The organism is Gordonia sp. ALPHA1B1, from assembly GCF_005502615.1.
Taxonomy (GTDB): Bacteria; Actinomycetota; Actinomycetes; order Mycobacteriales; family Mycobacteriaceae; genus Gordonia; species Gordonia hongkongensis.
The window spans coordinates 1-15,354 of record NZ_SCOC01000024.1 but is presented as its reverse complement, the minus strand read 5'-3'; the positions used below and the strand labels follow the sequence as shown (position 1 = coordinate 15,354).

Sequence of the window (15,354 nt, the reverse complement as noted above, 5' to 3'; positions counted from 1 at the left end):
GGGGTGTGGCGGTGATGCTCAGTAGCGACCGAAGGCGAGCGCCACGTTGTGCCCACCGAAACCGAACGAGTTGTTGATCGCGTAATCGATCTGCCCGTACCGGGGTTCACCGTGCACGACGTCGATGTCGCATTCCGGGTCCAGGTTCTCGAGGTTGAGGGTCGGCGGGATGACGCCTTCCTCGACGCTCTTGATCGTCAGGACCGACTCGAGCGCCCCGACCGCACCGATGGAGTGTCCGAGCGCGGACTTCGGCGCGTACACCGCAGCGTGCTGTCCGATGGCGGCGAGGATGCCGGCGGCCTCGGCGGTGTCGCCGATGGGGGTCGACGTCGCGTGCGCGTTGATGTGGGTGATGTCGGAGCGCTGCAGACCAGCGGTCTGCAGGGCCCGCGTCATGGCCCGCGCGTTGCCCTGACCACTCGGGTCGGGGGCGACGAGGTGGAATCCGTCGGAGGTGATGCCGGTACCGAGCAGGCGGGCGTGGATATGTGCACCGCGTGCGCGGGCGTGTTCCTCGCGTTCGAGGATCAGCATCGCCGAACCCTCGCCGAACACGAAACCGTCGCGATCTTTGTCGAACGGTCGCGACGCCGCTGCGGGGTCCTCGTTACGGGTGCTCATCGCCCGCATCATCGAGAACGCGGCGATCGGCACCGCGTCGATGTGACCCTCGACGCCGCCGGTGACGACCATGTCGGCGTCACCCATGACGATGTGCCGCCAGGCGTGCGCGATGGCCTCGGCGCCCGACGAACAGGCCGAGACGGGGGTGATCACGCCGGCGCGTGCGCCGACGTTGAGTCCCGCGACGGCCGCCGGTCCGTTCGGCATCGCCATCGAGACGGCGAGCGGGGACACCTTGCGGTAGTTGCCGGTGCCCTCCATGGCCTGGACTGCGTCGACCATCGCGTCGGCGCCACCCTGACCGGTGCCGATGACGACCGCGAGGCGGTCCTTGTCGACGTCGGGTTCGCCGGCCTGCGCCCAGAGGCGCTTGCTCATCACGTGGGAGATGCGCTCGACGTAGGCCATCCGCCGGGATTCGATGCGCGTGACCTCCTCGGCGGGATCCTGGAGGAGACGACCACCGATGCGCACCGGGAGGTTGTACTTGGTGATGAAGTCGTCGGTCAGCTCACGGATGCCCGATTCGCCGGCCAGCAGGTTCTTCCAGGTCGAGTCGAGATCCCCACCCAACGAGGTGGTGGCCACCATGGAGGTGACCACCACACTCGGGAAGTTCCCACCCAGCGTGGAGTACTCGCGGAGGGAAGAGGGGGTCATCAGGCCTCGTCTGCCTCGACCTGCGCCTTGATGGCAGCTGCGGCCTCGGGGTTCTCGCTCTCGAGCTTCTGGATGTAGGCGACCGCGTCGCCGACCGTGCGCAGGCCGGCCAGATCCTCGTCGGGGATCTTGACGCCGTACTTGTCCTCGGTCTGGACCGCGATCTCGACCATGGACAGCGAGTCGATGTCGAGGTCGTCGACGAACGACTTCTCGAGGGTCACCTCGGACGGCTCGATGCCGGTGACTTCCTCGATGATCTCGGCGATGCCGGCAATGAGTTGTTCCTGGGTGGCAGCCACTGTGTGGTTCCCTTTCGTCTTCCTACGTGGATGTGAGATTTCCGGAGCGCAGCACGGACGGAGAAGTCCGCGCGCTTGGACACGCCGACATCGAAGCCGACGTTCCGGGGGTCGCGGACCAGCCGCGACCGCTATCCAAGTTCGGTGATCTTCGCGATGTCGCCGGGCTCCTTGAGCGCCAGCGCGGGGGTGCCCTTGAGCTCGCGCTTCGCGATGCCCACCAGCGTCCCCGCCGGGGGAAGTTCCACCAGGGCGTGGGCCGAGTGGTCGCGCAGGTACGCCGAGCACAGATCCCAGCGGACCGGCCTGGTCACCTGTCCCACCAGCTTGGCGAGCGCGTCGGCTCCGTTCGTCACCGGCTGTCCGTCGGAGTTCGACAGCAGGGTCCGGGTGGGATCGGCGGGGGTGATGCGGGCGGCGGCAGCGGCGACCGCGTCCTGCGCCGGGGCCATGAAGTGCGTGTGGAACGCGCCGGCGACCGCGAGCTTGCGGATCCGGGCCTTCTCCGGCGGCGAGGCGATGAGCTCGTCGATCTGCGCGACGGCGCCGGCGGCGACGATCTGCCCGGCGGCGTTGCGGTTGGCGGGGACCAGATCGAGTTCGTCGAGGCGTGCGAGGACGGCCGCCTCGTCGCCCCCGAGGACCGCGGCCATGGTCGTGGGCTGCAGGGCACACGCCTTCGCCATCTCCGAGCCGCGCAGCGCGGCCAGCGTGACGGCCTCGTCGGCCGAGATGACACCGGTGATCGCGGCGGCGGCGAGTTCGCCGACCGAGTGGCCGGCGACCACGGCGTCGGCGGGCAGTTCACCGTGCTTGCGCACCTCGTCGTAGGCCAGCAGTGCGGCGACGACGACGAGTGGCTGGGTCACGGCGGTGTCGGTGATCTCCTCCGCCGTGGCGGTGGTGCCGAGGCGTTCGAGGTCCAGACGGGTCTGTTTGGACCAGGTGGCGATCTGGTCACGCGCGCCCGGCAATTCGAGCCACGGCGTGAGCATGCCGGGTGTCTGAGAACCCTGTCCGGGAGCAAGCATCGAAAGCACGTGACCAGAGAACACCCTTTACCCGCGGGATGTGGGTGTGGAGAAGCATGAAGCTTGTCGCGGGCTTTTGTGGGGTTCCCACAAAGGAGACCTAGAGATCACCTGGTTCGTCACCAGTCTGAGATTTGTTACCGAACTGTGTTCTTAAAGCTCCTATCAGCGGAAACGGTGAATCGGACATGAAACCCGTGTGACTCATGTGGCAGATGATGGCGATTTGTGCCGGAAGTGTGTCAGTCGACCCACCGTCGACGCGACCCTCAGAACGTAGGCGTCGCGCGGGTTAGTTGGGTCACGTCCTGTGATTTCCGAAATTTTCTTCAGTCGGTAGCGAACCGTATTTGGATGGATGTACAGAATTCGGGCGCAGGACTCGACCGAGCCGCCGGAGTCGAGGTAGGCCTCGAGAGTGGTGGTCAGCGTCGCACCGCCCTCGGCGAGCGGCTGGACGAGGGATTCGATCAAAGCGGTCATCGCTGACTCATCGCCATTGAGCGCGCGCTCGGGTAGCAGTTCGAGACTGTGGACCGGCCGCGGTGCGCTCGGCCAGCCGGCCACCGCCTCGATCCCGGCCATCGCCTCGGTGGCACTCGAGTGCGCGCTGCCGAGGTTCGGCATGGTCGGACCGATCACCACCGGACCGTCGGCGAAGTGGGAGAGCAGTGCGCCGACGAACTTCTCGGTCGGACGGGCGGGACCGCTCACGATGGCCACCAGCACCGAACCCTGCACCACCGACAGGGCCGACCGGTCGAAGGACTTGGCCGTGTTGTGGATCGCCAGTGGCACCGACACGTTCTGTTCCGGCGGCGGCGTCCCGACTATCACGGTGGCCGGGGCATCCGAGTCCCAATTGAGCGCCGCTGCGCGAGAGAGCAATTGCGGCCCGGTGTCGCCGCGGACCACCGCGTCGACGACGAGGGCCTCGAGCCGGGAGTCCCACGCCCCGCGCGATTCCGCGGCCGAGGCGTAGATCGCCGCCGCGGCGAAACCGATCTCGCGTCCGTAGCGCAGCACCGACTCGGTCAGCGCACGGAGCTGGGCATCGTTGCGGGCGAGGAGCGGCAGCCACTTCTCGAAGAACTCCATGGCCACGCGGACCATTTCGACGGTCTGCAGCAGCGTGATGCGGCGGGCGAGATCCTGCGGGACCACCTGGAAGGCCTGGACCGTGAACTTCACGTTGCCCTCGGGGTCCTGGATCCACTCGACGAAGTTGACCACCGCGGTCTGCACGACGAGTTGCACACTCGCGCGTTGCGCGGCGTCGAGGTCGGAGAAATAGGGCAGCTGGTCCTGCATCGAATGGACCGCCTCGGTGGCGAGTCGGCCGCTGTACTGCTTGACCCGCCGGAGAAGAGTGTCCGGCAGCGCGTCGTGCACGGTGGCGGGGGCCGGTACGTGCGCGCCCCGCTCACCGAACACGTCAGCCGGTGGCTGCTTCCTGTTCACGCGCGCATCGGACACGACCTCAATCTAGCCCCTCGGCCGGGGTGGGTTCCCCGGCCGAGGGCGAGTGGAGGCCGTGTCCGTCGGCGCGACCGGTCAGGCGACTCCCGGATCGCTGGTCTGCTCGGGTGCGGCCGAGACGTCGTCGATCTGGTACTTGTCGGCGGCCTGCTTGGCCACCGACATCTCGATGTTGCCGTCCCGGGCGAGCGCGACGAGCACCGCGACGACGATGGACTCAGCGTCGACGTTGAAGAACCGTCGCGCCGCCGGGCGCGTGTCGGAGAACCCGAACCCGTCCGTCCCCAGCGTGAGGTAGGTGCCCGGGAGGTATGCCCGGATCTGCTCCTGCACTCCGCGCATGTAGTCGCTGACACCGACGAACGGGCCGGCGGCGTCGGCGAGCAGCTTGGTCAGGTACGCCGGTGCCGGCTCGGCGGCCGGATCACGCAGTACCTCGCGGTCGGCGCGGATCCCGTCCCGGGCGAGCTCGCTCCACGACGTGACCGAGTAGACGTCGGCGCCGACGTTCCATTCCTCCGCGAGCATGTCGGCGGCGCGCAGTGCGTCGGGCATGGTCACACCGGACACGAGGATGTTGGCCGGGTGTTCCTTGCCCTCCGGCGCCTTCTGGAACCGGTACGCACCCTTGACGATGCCGGTCGGGTCGAGTCCCTCAGGTTTCGCCGGCTGACTGATCGGCTCGTTGTAGACGGTCAGGTAGTAGAAGACGTTCTCCGGGTCCTCGCCGAACATGCGCTCCATACCGCTCTCGACGATGTGGCCGAGTTCGTAGGCGAAGGCCGGATCGTAGGAGACGACGGCGGGGTTGGTCGCGGCGAGCAGCGGCGAATGCCCGTCGGCGTGCTGCAGGCCCTCGCCGGTCAGCGTGGTGCGGCCCGCGGTCGCGCCGATGATGAAACCGCGCGCCATCTGGTCGGCGGCGGCCCAGAAGCTGTCACCGGTGCGCTGGAAGCCGAACATCGAATAGAAGATGTACAGCGGGATCATCGGCTCGTCGTGGGTCGAGTACGACGTGCCGACCGCGGCGAAGCTGGCTGCCGACCCGGCCTCGTTGATGCCCTCGTGCAGGATCTGACCCTCCGGGCTCTCCTTGTAGGCGAGCATCAGTTCGGCGTCGACCGAGGTGTAGAGCTGTCCGTTGCGGTTGTAGATCTTGAGGGTCGGGAACCAGGAGTCCATACCGAAGGTCCGCGCCTCGTCCGGGATGATCGGCACGATCCGCTTGCCGACCTCCTTGTCGCGCAACAGATCCTTGAAGACGCGCACGAGCGCCATGGTGGTCGCGACCTGCTGCTTGCCCGAGCCCTTCGCGGTGGCCTTCAGTGCCGAACTCATGTCGGCCTTCAGCACCTTCGCCTTGGTGCGGCGGCTCGGCAGGAAGCCGCCGAGGGTCTTGCGCCGGTCGAGCATGTACTGCAGCTCCGGCGAGTCCTTGCCGGGGTGGTAGTACGGCGGCAGGTACGGGTCCTTCTCGAGCTGCTCGTCGGAGATCGGGATGCGAGTGCTGTCGCGGAAGGCCTTCAGGTCGTCGAGCGTCAGCTTCTTCATCTGGTGCGTCGCGTTGCGGCCCTCGAAGTGCTTGCCGAGCGTATAGCCCTTGATGGTGTGGGCCAGGATGACCGTCGGCTGTCCCTTGTGGGTCATCGCCGCGGCGTAGGCGGCGTGGATCTTGCGGTAGTCGTGGCCGCCGCGCTTGAGGTTCCAGATGTCGGCGTCGGAGAGGTCCTTGACGAGTTCCTTCGTGCGCGGGTCGCGGTTGAAGAAGTGCTCGCGGACGAACGCGCCGTCGTTGGCCTTGTAGGTCTGGAAGTCGCCGTCGGGGGTGGTGTTCATCAGGTTGACCAGCGCGCCGTCACGGTCGGCGTGCAGCAACGAGTCCCACTCGCGGCCCCAGATGACCTTGATGACGTTCCAGCCCGCACCGCGGAAGAACGACTCGAGCTCCTGGATGATCTTGCCGTTGCCGCGCACGGGGCCGTCGAGACGCTGCAGGTTGCAGTTGATGACGAAGGTCAGGTTGTCGAGGCCCTCGGTGGCCGCGAAGCTGGCGAAACCGCGCGATTCCGGCTCGTCCATCTCGCCGTCGCCGAGGAAGGCCCACACGTGCTGGTCGGAGGTGTCCTTGATGCCTCGGTCGTGCAGGTAGTGGTTGAACCGCGCCTGGTAGACGGCATTCATGGGGCCGATGCCCATCGACACCGTCGGGAACTCCCAGAAGTCCGGCATCAGTCGCGGGTGCGGGTACGACGGCAGACCGCCGCCCTCGCCGGCGTGGCTGTGCTCCTGCCGGAACCCGTCCATGCGGGCCTCGTCGATGCGGCCCTCGAGGTAGGCGCGGGCATAGATGCCCGGGGAGGCGTGGCCCTGGATGAAGATGTGGTCGCCGCCGCCGGAATGGTCCTTGCCGCGGAAGAAGTGGTTGAAGCCGACCTCGTACAGCGACGCCGACGAGGCGTAGGTGGAGATGTGGCCGCCCACGCCGACGCCCGGGCGCTGTGCGCGGTGCACCATGATCGCGGCGTTCCACCGGATCATCTGGCGGAATCGGCGTTCGACGTCCTCGTCACCGGGGAACCAGGGTTCGGCCTCGGTGGGGATGGTGTTGACGTAGTCGGTGGAGGTGAGCGCGGGGATCGACACCCGCTTCTCGCCGGCGCGTTCGAGCAGACGCAACATCAGGTACCGGGCGCGACCAGGGCCCGCGGCGTCGAGGAGGGCGTCGAACGAGTCGAGCCACTCGTCGGTCTCGTCGGGGTCGATGTCTGGCAGATAGGACGCGACTCCTTCACGGATGACCCGGACTCGTTGTCCGGCGGCACGTCCGTTCGAGCTGGGGCCGGTGTTCCCGGCGGCGCTCGGCGAGACGTCCTGTGTCGCTTGGTCCATCTGGTTGGTCACGGTGATGCCTACTCCCTCTGACAGGCCGAACTCGGGGTGGTGGTCCGACCGCATGGCGTCGGCACCGCACTCCGATGTGGTGCGGCGCCTACCCTCATCGTGCCCCATGTGGGGTGGCTTGGCACCGGGTGGATCCGTGTCGCGTGTCCCGATCGGCGTGATGCGGTAGCGTCCAGAAACGGTTACTGACCAGTAGGGGGAGTGGATGCCGGATCGAGGAGGCGCGGCCGACGGGCGGCGCCGGGGTCGTGCCGTCCGGTCGGCGACCGCGGCCACGATCGCACTCGGCGCGGCCCTGTCGGGGGCGTGCGCGTCGACCGTCGATGGCGCGGGGGCGCCGGCGCCCGGCGAGGTGGCGGTGTACCGCTCCGAACTGTCCGCCTCGGCGGCCGCGGAGGTGCGTGCCGAGGGTGTCGAGCTCTGCCGCGAGTCGATGGCGTCGATGGTCGTGATGGTCCGCGGGTTCAACGCCTTCGTCGCCCGGCTGAACGCGGCGCAGACCTACGCCGGGGTAGGGGATCTCGACGAGAAGGCACGTGCCAGTCTCATCGCCGGTGCCGACGGGATCCGCCCCAAGATCACCGAGACGTCGCCGGCGGCCGTCTCCACGCCGGCGCGGGCGTTCCTCGCGTCGACCGCGCGCCTCGAGAACGCGATCAGTCGCGAACTGCGTGCCGGCCTGAACCCGGTGTCGAGCGAGTGGTCTCGCACCAAACAGCGCCTGCTCGATGTGTGCGGTACCTACACGCCGCTCCCGGCCACGTCCTCGGCCACACCTCGACCGTCGGTTCCCGCCACGACGTCGGCCGAGCGACCCGGGGGTTGACGCCGCCGTCCGCCTCGCGCCGCTGGGTACGGTTTGTTCCGCCCCGCTGTGGGTAACGATCGGGCGGGTCGGTCACGGAACCGGTGCGAAACGCCCGAAATCCCTGACGGCGTTCGGCTTGCAATGTGAGGCTCTAGGCTGTTGCCTATGCTGACAGGCGAACGGCGTGCGGGAGCGCACGCGGATTCGCCACAGACGACGCACAGAACGATCCACGAATCTTCAGGAGGTCACGCGCGGTGGTAGCCGCCACAGACGGTAGCAACGCCCAGAAACTGGGCTTGACCGCAGGCTTGGTCGTGCAGGAACTCGGCTGGGACGAGGACACCGACGACGAACTGCGCGCTGACATCGAGGACGCGATCGACGCCGAGATGGTCGACGAGGATGCCGATGACGTCGTCGACGTCGTGGTCCTCTGGTGGCGCGACGGCGACGGCGACCTCGTCGACGCCCTCATGGATGCGATCGGCCCGCTCGCCGAAGACGGTTTCGTGTGGGTGTTGTCGCCGAAGACCGGCAAGTCCGGCTACGTCGATCCGAGTGAGATCGCCGAGGCGGCCCCGACCGCGGGACTCACCCAGACGTCGGCCATCAGCCTCGGTGACTGGTCGGCGGCCCGACTGGTCCAGCCCAAGGCCCGCGCGGGCAAGAAAGCATGAGCGGTGCTCTGCCTTCTGCGCCCCTGACCGTCGGTGACCGGGCCCCGGATTTCGCCCTGCGCGACCAGAACAACCAGCTCGTGTCGCTGTCGACCCTGCGAGCCGACCGCAACGTGCTCGTCGTGTTCTTCCCGCTCGCGTTCACCGGTACCTGCCAGGGCGAGCTCGGCTACATCCGCGACCAGCAGCCCCGTTTCGACAACGACGACGTGACCACGGTGACCATCTCGGTCGGACCCTCTCCCACGCACAAGGTGTGGTCCGCCGCGCAGGGTTTCCTGTTCCCGCTGCTGTCCGACTTCTGGCCGCACGGCGACACCGCGCGCGCCTACGGGGTGTTCAACGAGGACCGCGGCTACGCGAACCGCGGGACCTTTCTCGTCGATCGGGACGGCACGATCGTCTTCGCCGACATGGTCGGTCCCGGTGAGGTGCGCGAGAACGCGGTCTGGGACAAGGCACTCGGCGTCATCGGCTGACCATCTGCTGTCGACTCGGGTCGGTACATGACGGGTCGCCTGGTGTGTCTGTGTCGCCCGTGAGTCAGTGCTGCGCGCCGTCGTGTCGCCGCGACGGGTGGCGGCGAGAGTTCCGGGTGGCATCGGGAAGAAGAAATACGGTTGCCGCACCGGGGATTCGACGGTGTGATGTGTGGGCCCGCTGACCCGGGCGCACACGAGAGGATGAACTCCATGCCGACCAAGGTGTCGCCCAAGGTGCTGAACTATGCATCGCACGTGGACGACAACACCCTGACCCAAGCGGCCGAGACCGCCCGGTTGCCGTTCGTGCACCCGCACATCGCCCTCATGCCCGACGCACACTTCGGGAAGGGCTCCGCGGTGGGCACCGTCATCCCGACGACCGGCGCGGTGATTCCCGCGGCCGTCGGCGTCGACATCGGCTGCGGCATGATCGCGGTGCAGACGCGCCTGCGCGCCGCGGACATCGACGGAATGGACCTCGGGCGACTGCGGAGGACGATCGAGGACGCGATCCCGCTGTCGCCCGGCAACTACAACCGCGGTGTGGACCGGTTCGAGTTCACCCGGCCACGCATTGATGCCCTCGCCGAACAGGCGACGAAAGACGGTGTCGACCTGTCACATTCGCCGAAGTGGCGGGAGCAGCTGGGCTCGCTCGGCGGTGGCAACCACTTCATCGAGCTGTGCCTCGACGAGGGCGACGTGGTGTGGCTGTTCCTGCACTCGGGTTCGCGGGGCGTCGGCAACAAGATCGCGCAGAAGCACATCAAGATCGCTCAGCGGTTGTGCCGCCAGTGGTGGATCAAGCTGCCGAACGCCGACCTCGCATACCTGCCGCAGGGGACCCCGGAACTGACCGCCTATCTGGGGGATCTGTCCTGGGCGCAGCGGTTCGCGTTCGAGAACCGCGCCGAGATGATGGACCGCTTCGTCGAGGTGTTCGGAAAGTGGTTCGCAGACAACGCCTCCGGTGGCGTCGTCGAGGAAACGGAATCCCTGGAGGTGGACCGGATCAATTGCCACCACAACTACACCGTGCGGGAGACGCACGCGGGCCAGGACGTCTGGCTCACCCGGAAGGGTGCGATCGACGCCCATGAGGGCGTACGGGGCGTCATCCCGGGTTCGATGGGTACACGGTCGTATGTGGTGCTGGCAAGGGGAATCCCGCGGGCCTGTGCTCGGCGCCGCACGGTGCCGGCCGGCGGTTCTCTCGGAGCGAGGCGCGGAGGCGGTTCACCGCCGACGATCTCGCCGCCCGGATGGCGGGGATCGAGTACCGTCACGGCGAGCAGTGGGTCGATGAGATCCCGGATGCGTACAAGGACATCGATCAGGTCATGGCCGACGCCGTCGATCTGGTGGACATCGAGTACACCCTGCGACAGATCCTCAACGTCAAGGGGACGTGACCGACCGTTCCTGGCCGACAACAGGACGAATCCCGAAGGTGCTGGGCGCCCTCGGGATTCGCCCTGTCACCGCTGGCGGGGAGGTTCGGCTGCCGGCGGCGATGATCACTTGCCGGTCAGCTTGTCCTTGATGTTCGACGCGGCATCCTTCACGTTCTCCGCGCCGTCTTTGACGGCCGCGGAGAGCTGATCGTCCTTGCCCTCGCTCTTTAGCTGGTCGTCACCGGTCACATCGCCGGCGGCCTCCTTCGCCTTGCCGGAGAGGTCCTCGGCCTTGTTGCCGACCTTGTCGCTGAATCCCATCGTGTCTTTCCCTTCATTTCTTCTTCGGACGACCGCCCCGGACGAGGCGGTCTGTCGGTCTGTGTGGAGCCATCGGGTCGAGGTCACCTGTCGAGGTGGATCAGAGCCTGGACATGGACTCCGGACTCTCCGAGCGCGGTACGGATGGCGGCGACGGTCTCCGCGACGGGCGCGGTGACCTCGTCGAAGCTCCGATTCGGCGTCGCCGACACCTCGAGCCGGATGATGCTGCGCGACCGGTCGTCGATCGCTCTCGCGGTCACCTTCTGGAACAGCGGGTTCCCGGCCAGTTCCGTCGCTGCCGCGTCCGCGATCAGTTTCGGTGCGACGGTGAGCGCTCCGGTCTGATTGGAACCGACGAGCAGAGCGTCGTCCACTGCGCGGGGCCGTACGTTGGTGGCCAGCAACAACAGGCCCCAGCCGATCGCGATCACGGTGACGCCGGCCAATACCCAGACCCACCGGGACGCCTGCGCGGCGTCGAGAGCGGCACGCTCGTCGAGACGGTCGACCCACCCGGCCACCGGTTGGGCGTCGACCTTCCATGCCACGGCTCCGACGCCGACGATGATGAGCAGCAGCGCCACGAGTCCGACCGACAGCCGATGTGCGGTTGCGGGAAGACGATTCATCGGACGCTCCTCGGTCCTCGATCGCGCACGCGCACCACAACCCGCGGTGACGAGGCGAGATCGGCCGCCACGGCGGCGACCGTGCTGTCGATGAGGGCGCGGTCGGCGACCTGTCTCCGCACCCCGACGGTGCAGGTGACCTTCCGTCGCGTCACCACGGTGGCGGCGTCGAGTACGCCGGGCAGGTCGGACACGGCAGCGCTGCAGCGTCGGGCGACGTCTCCGGGGCGGGTCCACATCCCCTCGCCAGCGGCGAGTTCGAGGTGGGTCCGGCGACGAGGCTTGATCGCGATCCACAGCAGGACGAGGCCTACGAAGATCGACCCGATCGCGGCCGGCCACATCCAATTCTGCCACTGCAGTTCTGCGACCCACTCGGCGGCGGTGACCGACCACGGACGACCATTGAGCCAGCTCGCGTCGACGGCGATGTCGCGTACGGCTGCCGCGCCGAGAGCGAGGAGAGCGAGCCCCAACGCTGCGCCGGCGTTCGCAGCGCCCGGGAGAGCTGCAGGTGGGAAGACGTTCTGGGCGTCGGTGTTCCGTAGGGTCGCGACAGGAGCGGTACCCGATTCGGGTGCGGTCTGCGTCATCGTCGTACCCCCGTGTCGATGCTGATGGTCGGAGTGAATGCGTCGGTGTTGTCCGGGTCGTCGGGGCGCGGGTCGTTGTCGCGAATGTGGGCGTCAACGTCGTCGTATTCGGGCTCGTCGGAGACCGGCGGCAGGTCCACGTAACCCTTCTGCAGGCGCCGGATCGCCTGTCGTGACTCGAACTTGGACACCGTCACGTCGACGCGAAGCGGAACGATCCCGGCGAGTCGCTCGACCTCGGCGGCGACGTGATCGCGTGTGGTGCGGGACACCTCGGCGACCGCGCACGGCCATTCGAGGGCGAGGGACAGGGTGATCCTGGCGCCGCCCGCACGAACGGCCGCGTCGGGAAAGTTCCGCTCACCGACTCCCAGTACCGACCCGACGCCACCGCGATGGCGGACGACCCCCGGGATGTCGAGAGCCGCTCGGGCCGCGATCTTCTCGATCACGCGATCGGCGACGGTGAGCGTGCCGGGCGGCGAGTCACCCGCGGTCGGGTGAGCATCCCGGGCGGGCCCGCCGGATTCGTGCTCAGCCACGACCCCGGCTCCGCAGGAGTGCGCCCAGATCGATGGTGCCGTCCCGGTTGAGTCCCAGCACGAGTCCCGCGGCGCCGAGCACGATGGCCAGCAGGAAACCGGCCAGCCCGCCGGCGACGGCGGCCAGAGCGAGGAGCAGGCCGGCGAACAGGCCCACGATCGCGTTGTTTATTGCGCTTCACCATCTTTCGGAGTCGGCTTCGAGCTGACGCTGATGTCTGCCACGGTCACCGTGACGGGTCTCGCGGCGAGCTCCTCGGTGACATCGCGTACCCGCGCGGCAGTGCCGTGGAGGTCGTACGCTGCGTCGACGACGATGTGGACCTCGCCGTGGTCGTCGGCGAGGGACACGCCCGGGACCCGACGCCCGGGGAGATACGTGGCGATTTCCCCGAACAGGCCGTTGTGCAGGTCACGGACGCCCGGTACGGCGAGGACGGCGGTGGCGAGGCGTTCCGCCAGTGGGCCCCCGTCGCCGGTCCGCGCCGCCGGGAGGTCCGACGTCATCACTGGACCCGCGGGGTGGTGTTCGACTCCTGCTCGTCGTCGCCGAACGCGATGTCGTGCACGGTGATGTTGACCTCGGTGACCTCGAGACCCGTCATCTGCTCGATCGCCGAGACCACATTCCGTCGAATGGCCGCTGCGAGTTGATGAATCGCGACGCCGTACTCGGCCACGATCGAGACGTCCACGGCGGCCTGACGCTCGCCGACCTCGACCTCGATACCCTGGGTGGTGCTCACCGTCGTGCCCGGCAGGACGTCGCGGACCCGGCCGACCACGCGCTCGGTGGTGCCGCCCAGGTCGTGGACACCGTCGATCTCGCGTGCGGCGATCCCGGCGACCTTGGCGACCACGATGTCGGCAATGGAGGTGCGTCCCCGGTCGCCCGACGGATCACGGCGGGCGAGGGCACGGCCCGCGGCGCCGTCGGTGCGCGTGGCGTCGACGGTGGTGGCTTCGTCCTTGGTGGCGTCCTTGCTGGTGGTGGCGCTTGCGGACATGTCGAACTCCTTCGGTCGTCGTGTCTTCTTCGTAGACGGACCGTGTTCGGATGATGCGCGATCGCAAAGGCTGTTCACGATCCGTCTGTAAGGTCAGTCGGGACGGACGGGGGGAGTTGCACGCATGAATACCGGTGATTCAGCTCACAGGGAGCCGCCCGACCTAGTTGGACTCGACCTCTCCCAGCTCGGTGATGACGAACTCGCCGGCGCGGCGGCCGTCGGCGACACCGAGGCGTTCGACGTGCTCGTCCGGCGCGTGACCCCGGGTCTGCTGCGATTCATGCTGCGGATGGTCGACAGTCAGCAGACCGGCGAGGACCTCACGCAGGAGACCTTGCTCGATGCGTGGAAGGGGCTGCCCGACTTCGCTTTCCGGAGCAGCTTCCGTACCTGGATGTTCGCCATCGCGCACCGCAAGGCGGTGGACCACCACCGCCGCCGACGCGACGTCCCGTTCGACGACGAGCGGTTCGCCGAACTCGAGGCCGCCGGACCGCTGCCCTCCGACATGGCCGAACGGAGTCTGCTCATGGATGCGCTGCGCGCCGAATTGGGCAACCTCCCCGCCAATTCGCGCGCCGCGTGGTGGCTGAAGGAAGTCGAGGGGCTTACGCTCGAGGAAATCGGACAGGTGTTGCGCATCACCACGGGATCGGTGCGCGGTCATCTCCAACGGAGCCGGAAGTTCCTGTTGACCCGTTTGGCGCCGTGGAACCCTGGTAAACCGAGAATCACACCGACGGAGACCGTCGACGACGCGGAGGGAGGCGAGGTCGGTGCCTGACAAGCACGGACGCGACTTCGAGGCCACCGACGTTGCCGACGCCTGGCTCGTCGAGGCGACACAGCAGATCGCCGCCGACGAACCCATCGGTGACGTCGATCGGCTGATCACCTCGATCTCGGGCAGCCTGCAACGGATTCGGCGGCCGGCTCGGACCCTGGCGACCGACGAACTGCGCGTCAACACGAGCGACCGCGTCGTCAAACAACTCATCGCCGTGCGTACCCGCCGCGAACTCGGCCGCCTGACGGTCTTCGCGTCGGTCGACGGCACCGGTGACACCGTCGACGGTGTGCGCGTCGGCCTGATCGCTCGGTACGCCGACGACCTGACCGCGCTCTCCGACGAGGTGCGCGACATCGTCGACGACGTGCTGATCGACACCCTCGGGACCGAGAGCAGTGCTGCCGCCCGACGCAACATCTCGGTGCGCTGGCAGGACGTCTACACGCGGGAGTGGTTGAGCCGGTAGCGATTTCACGGATAGGAGTCGCGCTGGGCGCGGGTCTGAGCTACGAAATCGGGGGAGTGCGCGCAAAGGGATTCGAACCCCTGACCGCTGGTGTGTAAGACCTCTGGTCTCGGCGTTTGCAACCAAGTGACTCCAATACCCAACAAGTACCCTCAACACCGCACATAGGCAACGCGCACAACGGATTAGCCCGCCGAGACCAGTGAGAACAAGCAACACCAACAACCACCCAAACACACCCGAATAACTGGGTACTGCGGTCTCACTGCGGTCTCTGCGGTCTCCGCCGCCGTGCTGCCCCGGTCACGACTGCCGCGCGCGCCGCGCGCAAGCTCCGGGCGCCCGCGAAAATGTGGGAGCAAACCAATTCACTTGTGTCAGAGCAAGACACAACAACAACCCACACCCCACACCACCAGCGATTATCTGAGGTTGCTCAAGCTCAGGACACGAAACCGACACGCCGACAACAGAACTCACACTCGCGCGCGCGTACGCGAGGACGTATGGTCAGCCCATGACTCGACGTCACCGCGAACCGCAACCAACGGCCCTCCTGGCCGACTGGGACCCCTTCCCCCGCGACGTCCTGCCTGGCCCGCACCCTTATACCCCTCTGACCCTGCCGACGAA

17 protein-coding genes and 1 pseudogene are annotated in these 15,354 nt (G+C 67.6%); 6 read left to right on the top strand and 12 right to left on the bottom strand.

Going from position 1 to position 15,354, the window contains the following annotated elements:
• Window positions 1-18: 18 nt before the first annotated feature.
• From FFS52_RS16055 to aceE, 5 genes are all read right to left on the bottom strand, one after another.
• Entirely contained in the window at window positions 19-1,287 is a 1,269-nt protein-coding gene (locus tag FFS52_RS16055) for a KasA/KasB family beta-ketoacyl-ACP synthase (protein WP_065630088.1), read from the bottom strand.
• Complete coding sequence (gene acpM, locus FFS52_RS16050) at window positions 1,287-1,589, bottom strand: meromycolate extension acyl carrier protein AcpM (RefSeq protein ID WP_058252053.1); 303 nt, start codon at window positions 1,587-1,589, stop codon at window positions 1,287-1,289. Before acpM ends, FFS52_RS16055 begins: the two co-directional genes overlap by 1 nt.
• A 131-nt stretch (window positions 1,590-1,720) precedes the next feature.
• Window positions 1,721-2,629 carry an ACP S-malonyltransferase gene (locus tag FFS52_RS16045; RefSeq protein WP_137810264.1) on the bottom strand — a complete coding sequence of 303 codons (909 nt, stop codon included), beginning with the start codon at window positions 2,627-2,629 and terminating at the stop codon, window positions 1,721-1,723.
• 195 nt (window positions 2,630-2,824) lie between these two features.
• A complete protein-coding gene (locus tag FFS52_RS16040; RefSeq protein ID WP_068971890.1) occupies window positions 2,825-4,096 on the bottom strand; it encodes a helix-turn-helix domain-containing protein in 1,272 nt (423 codons plus the stop codon).
• Between the two features lie 78 nt (window positions 4,097-4,174).
• Window positions 4,175-7,054, bottom strand: coding sequence for a pyruvate dehydrogenase (acetyl-transferring), homodimeric type (aceE, locus tag FFS52_RS16035; RefSeq protein WP_068971526.1), 2,880 nt, complete (start codon window positions 7,052-7,054; stop codon window positions 4,175-4,177).
• A gap of 151 nt (window positions 7,055-7,205) precedes the next feature.
• On the opposite strand from aceE, the gene FFS52_RS16030 reads away from it, so the two are divergent.
• The 4 genes and pseudogenes from FFS52_RS16030 to FFS52_RS16015 all read left to right on the top strand — a co-directional run bounded on the left by FFS52_RS16030 (window position 7,206) and on the right by FFS52_RS16015 (window position 10,385).
• Window positions 7,206-7,826: a hypothetical protein gene (locus FFS52_RS16030; RefSeq protein WP_058252049.1), complete on the top strand. Its 621-nt coding sequence runs from the start codon at window positions 7,206-7,208 to the stop codon at window positions 7,824-7,826.
• A 239-nt stretch (window positions 7,827-8,065) separates the two neighbouring features.
• A complete protein-coding gene (locus FFS52_RS16025; protein WP_058252048.1) occupies window positions 8,066-8,488 on the top strand; it encodes a DUF3052 domain-containing protein in 423 nt (140 codons plus the stop codon).
• Complete coding sequence (locus tag FFS52_RS16020; RefSeq protein ID WP_068971527.1) at window positions 8,485-8,967, top strand: peroxiredoxin; 483 nt, start codon at window positions 8,485-8,487, stop codon at window positions 8,965-8,967. The genes FFS52_RS16025 and FFS52_RS16020 overlap by 4 nt, the downstream gene beginning before the upstream one ends.
• A gap of 213 nt (window positions 8,968-9,180) precedes the next feature.
• Window positions 9,181-10,385, top strand: a pseudogene (locus tag FFS52_RS16015) (RtcB family protein).
• Between the two features lie 105 nt (window positions 10,386-10,490).
• Here FFS52_RS16015 and FFS52_RS16010 read toward each other — a convergent pair.
• The 7 genes from FFS52_RS16010 to FFS52_RS15980 all read right to left on the bottom strand — a co-directional run bounded on the left by FFS52_RS16010 (window position 10,491) and on the right by FFS52_RS15980 (window position 13,462).
• Window positions 10,491-10,688 (bottom strand): CsbD family protein, encoded by a 198-nt coding sequence (locus FFS52_RS16010; protein ID WP_068971528.1) that lies wholly within the window; start codon window positions 10,686-10,688, stop codon window positions 10,491-10,493.
• 83 nt (window positions 10,689-10,771) lie between these two features.
• Window positions 10,772-11,320: a hypothetical protein gene (locus FFS52_RS16005; RefSeq protein ID WP_068971529.1), complete on the bottom strand. Its 549-nt coding sequence runs from the start codon at window positions 11,318-11,320 to the stop codon at window positions 10,772-10,774.
• On the bottom strand, window positions 11,317-11,913 hold the full coding sequence (locus tag FFS52_RS16000) for a DUF6286 domain-containing protein (protein WP_068971530.1): 597 nt from the start codon (window positions 11,911-11,913) through the stop codon (window positions 11,317-11,319). Before FFS52_RS16000 ends, FFS52_RS16005 begins: the two co-directional genes overlap by 4 nt.
• Window positions 11,910-12,455 (bottom strand): Asp23/Gls24 family envelope stress response protein, encoded by a 546-nt coding sequence (locus tag FFS52_RS15995; RefSeq protein ID WP_068971531.1) that lies wholly within the window; start codon window positions 12,453-12,455, stop codon window positions 11,910-11,912. Before FFS52_RS15995 ends, FFS52_RS16000 begins: the two co-directional genes overlap by 4 nt.
• Window positions 12,448-12,627 carry a DUF2273 domain-containing protein gene (locus FFS52_RS15990; protein WP_065630080.1) on the bottom strand — a complete coding sequence of 60 codons (180 nt, stop codon included), beginning with the start codon at window positions 12,625-12,627 and terminating at the stop codon, window positions 12,448-12,450. Before FFS52_RS15990 ends, FFS52_RS15995 begins: the two co-directional genes overlap by 8 nt.
• Entirely contained in the window at window positions 12,624-12,962 is a 339-nt protein-coding gene (locus FFS52_RS15985; RefSeq protein ID WP_068971532.1) for a hypothetical protein, read from the bottom strand. Before FFS52_RS15985 ends, FFS52_RS15990 begins: the two co-directional genes overlap by 4 nt.
• Window positions 12,962-13,462 (bottom strand): Asp23/Gls24 family envelope stress response protein, encoded by a 501-nt coding sequence (locus FFS52_RS15980; protein WP_068971533.1) that lies wholly within the window; start codon window positions 13,460-13,462, stop codon window positions 12,962-12,964. The genes FFS52_RS15985 and FFS52_RS15980 overlap by 1 nt, the downstream gene beginning before the upstream one ends.
• A 124-nt stretch (window positions 13,463-13,586) precedes the next feature.
• Between FFS52_RS15980 and FFS52_RS15975 the strand changes: the two genes are divergently transcribed.
• Together FFS52_RS15975 and FFS52_RS15970 are read left to right on the top strand one after the other, a co-directional pair.
• Complete coding sequence (locus FFS52_RS15975) at window positions 13,587-14,249, top strand: sigma-70 family RNA polymerase sigma factor (RefSeq protein WP_068971534.1); 663 nt, start codon at window positions 13,587-13,589, stop codon at window positions 14,247-14,249.
• Entirely contained in the window at window positions 14,242-14,721 is a 480-nt protein-coding gene (locus FFS52_RS15970) for a hypothetical protein (RefSeq protein WP_068971535.1), read from the top strand. Before FFS52_RS15975 ends, FFS52_RS15970 begins: the two co-directional genes overlap by 8 nt.
• The last annotated feature ends 633 nt before the right edge of the window (window positions 14,722-15,354 follow it).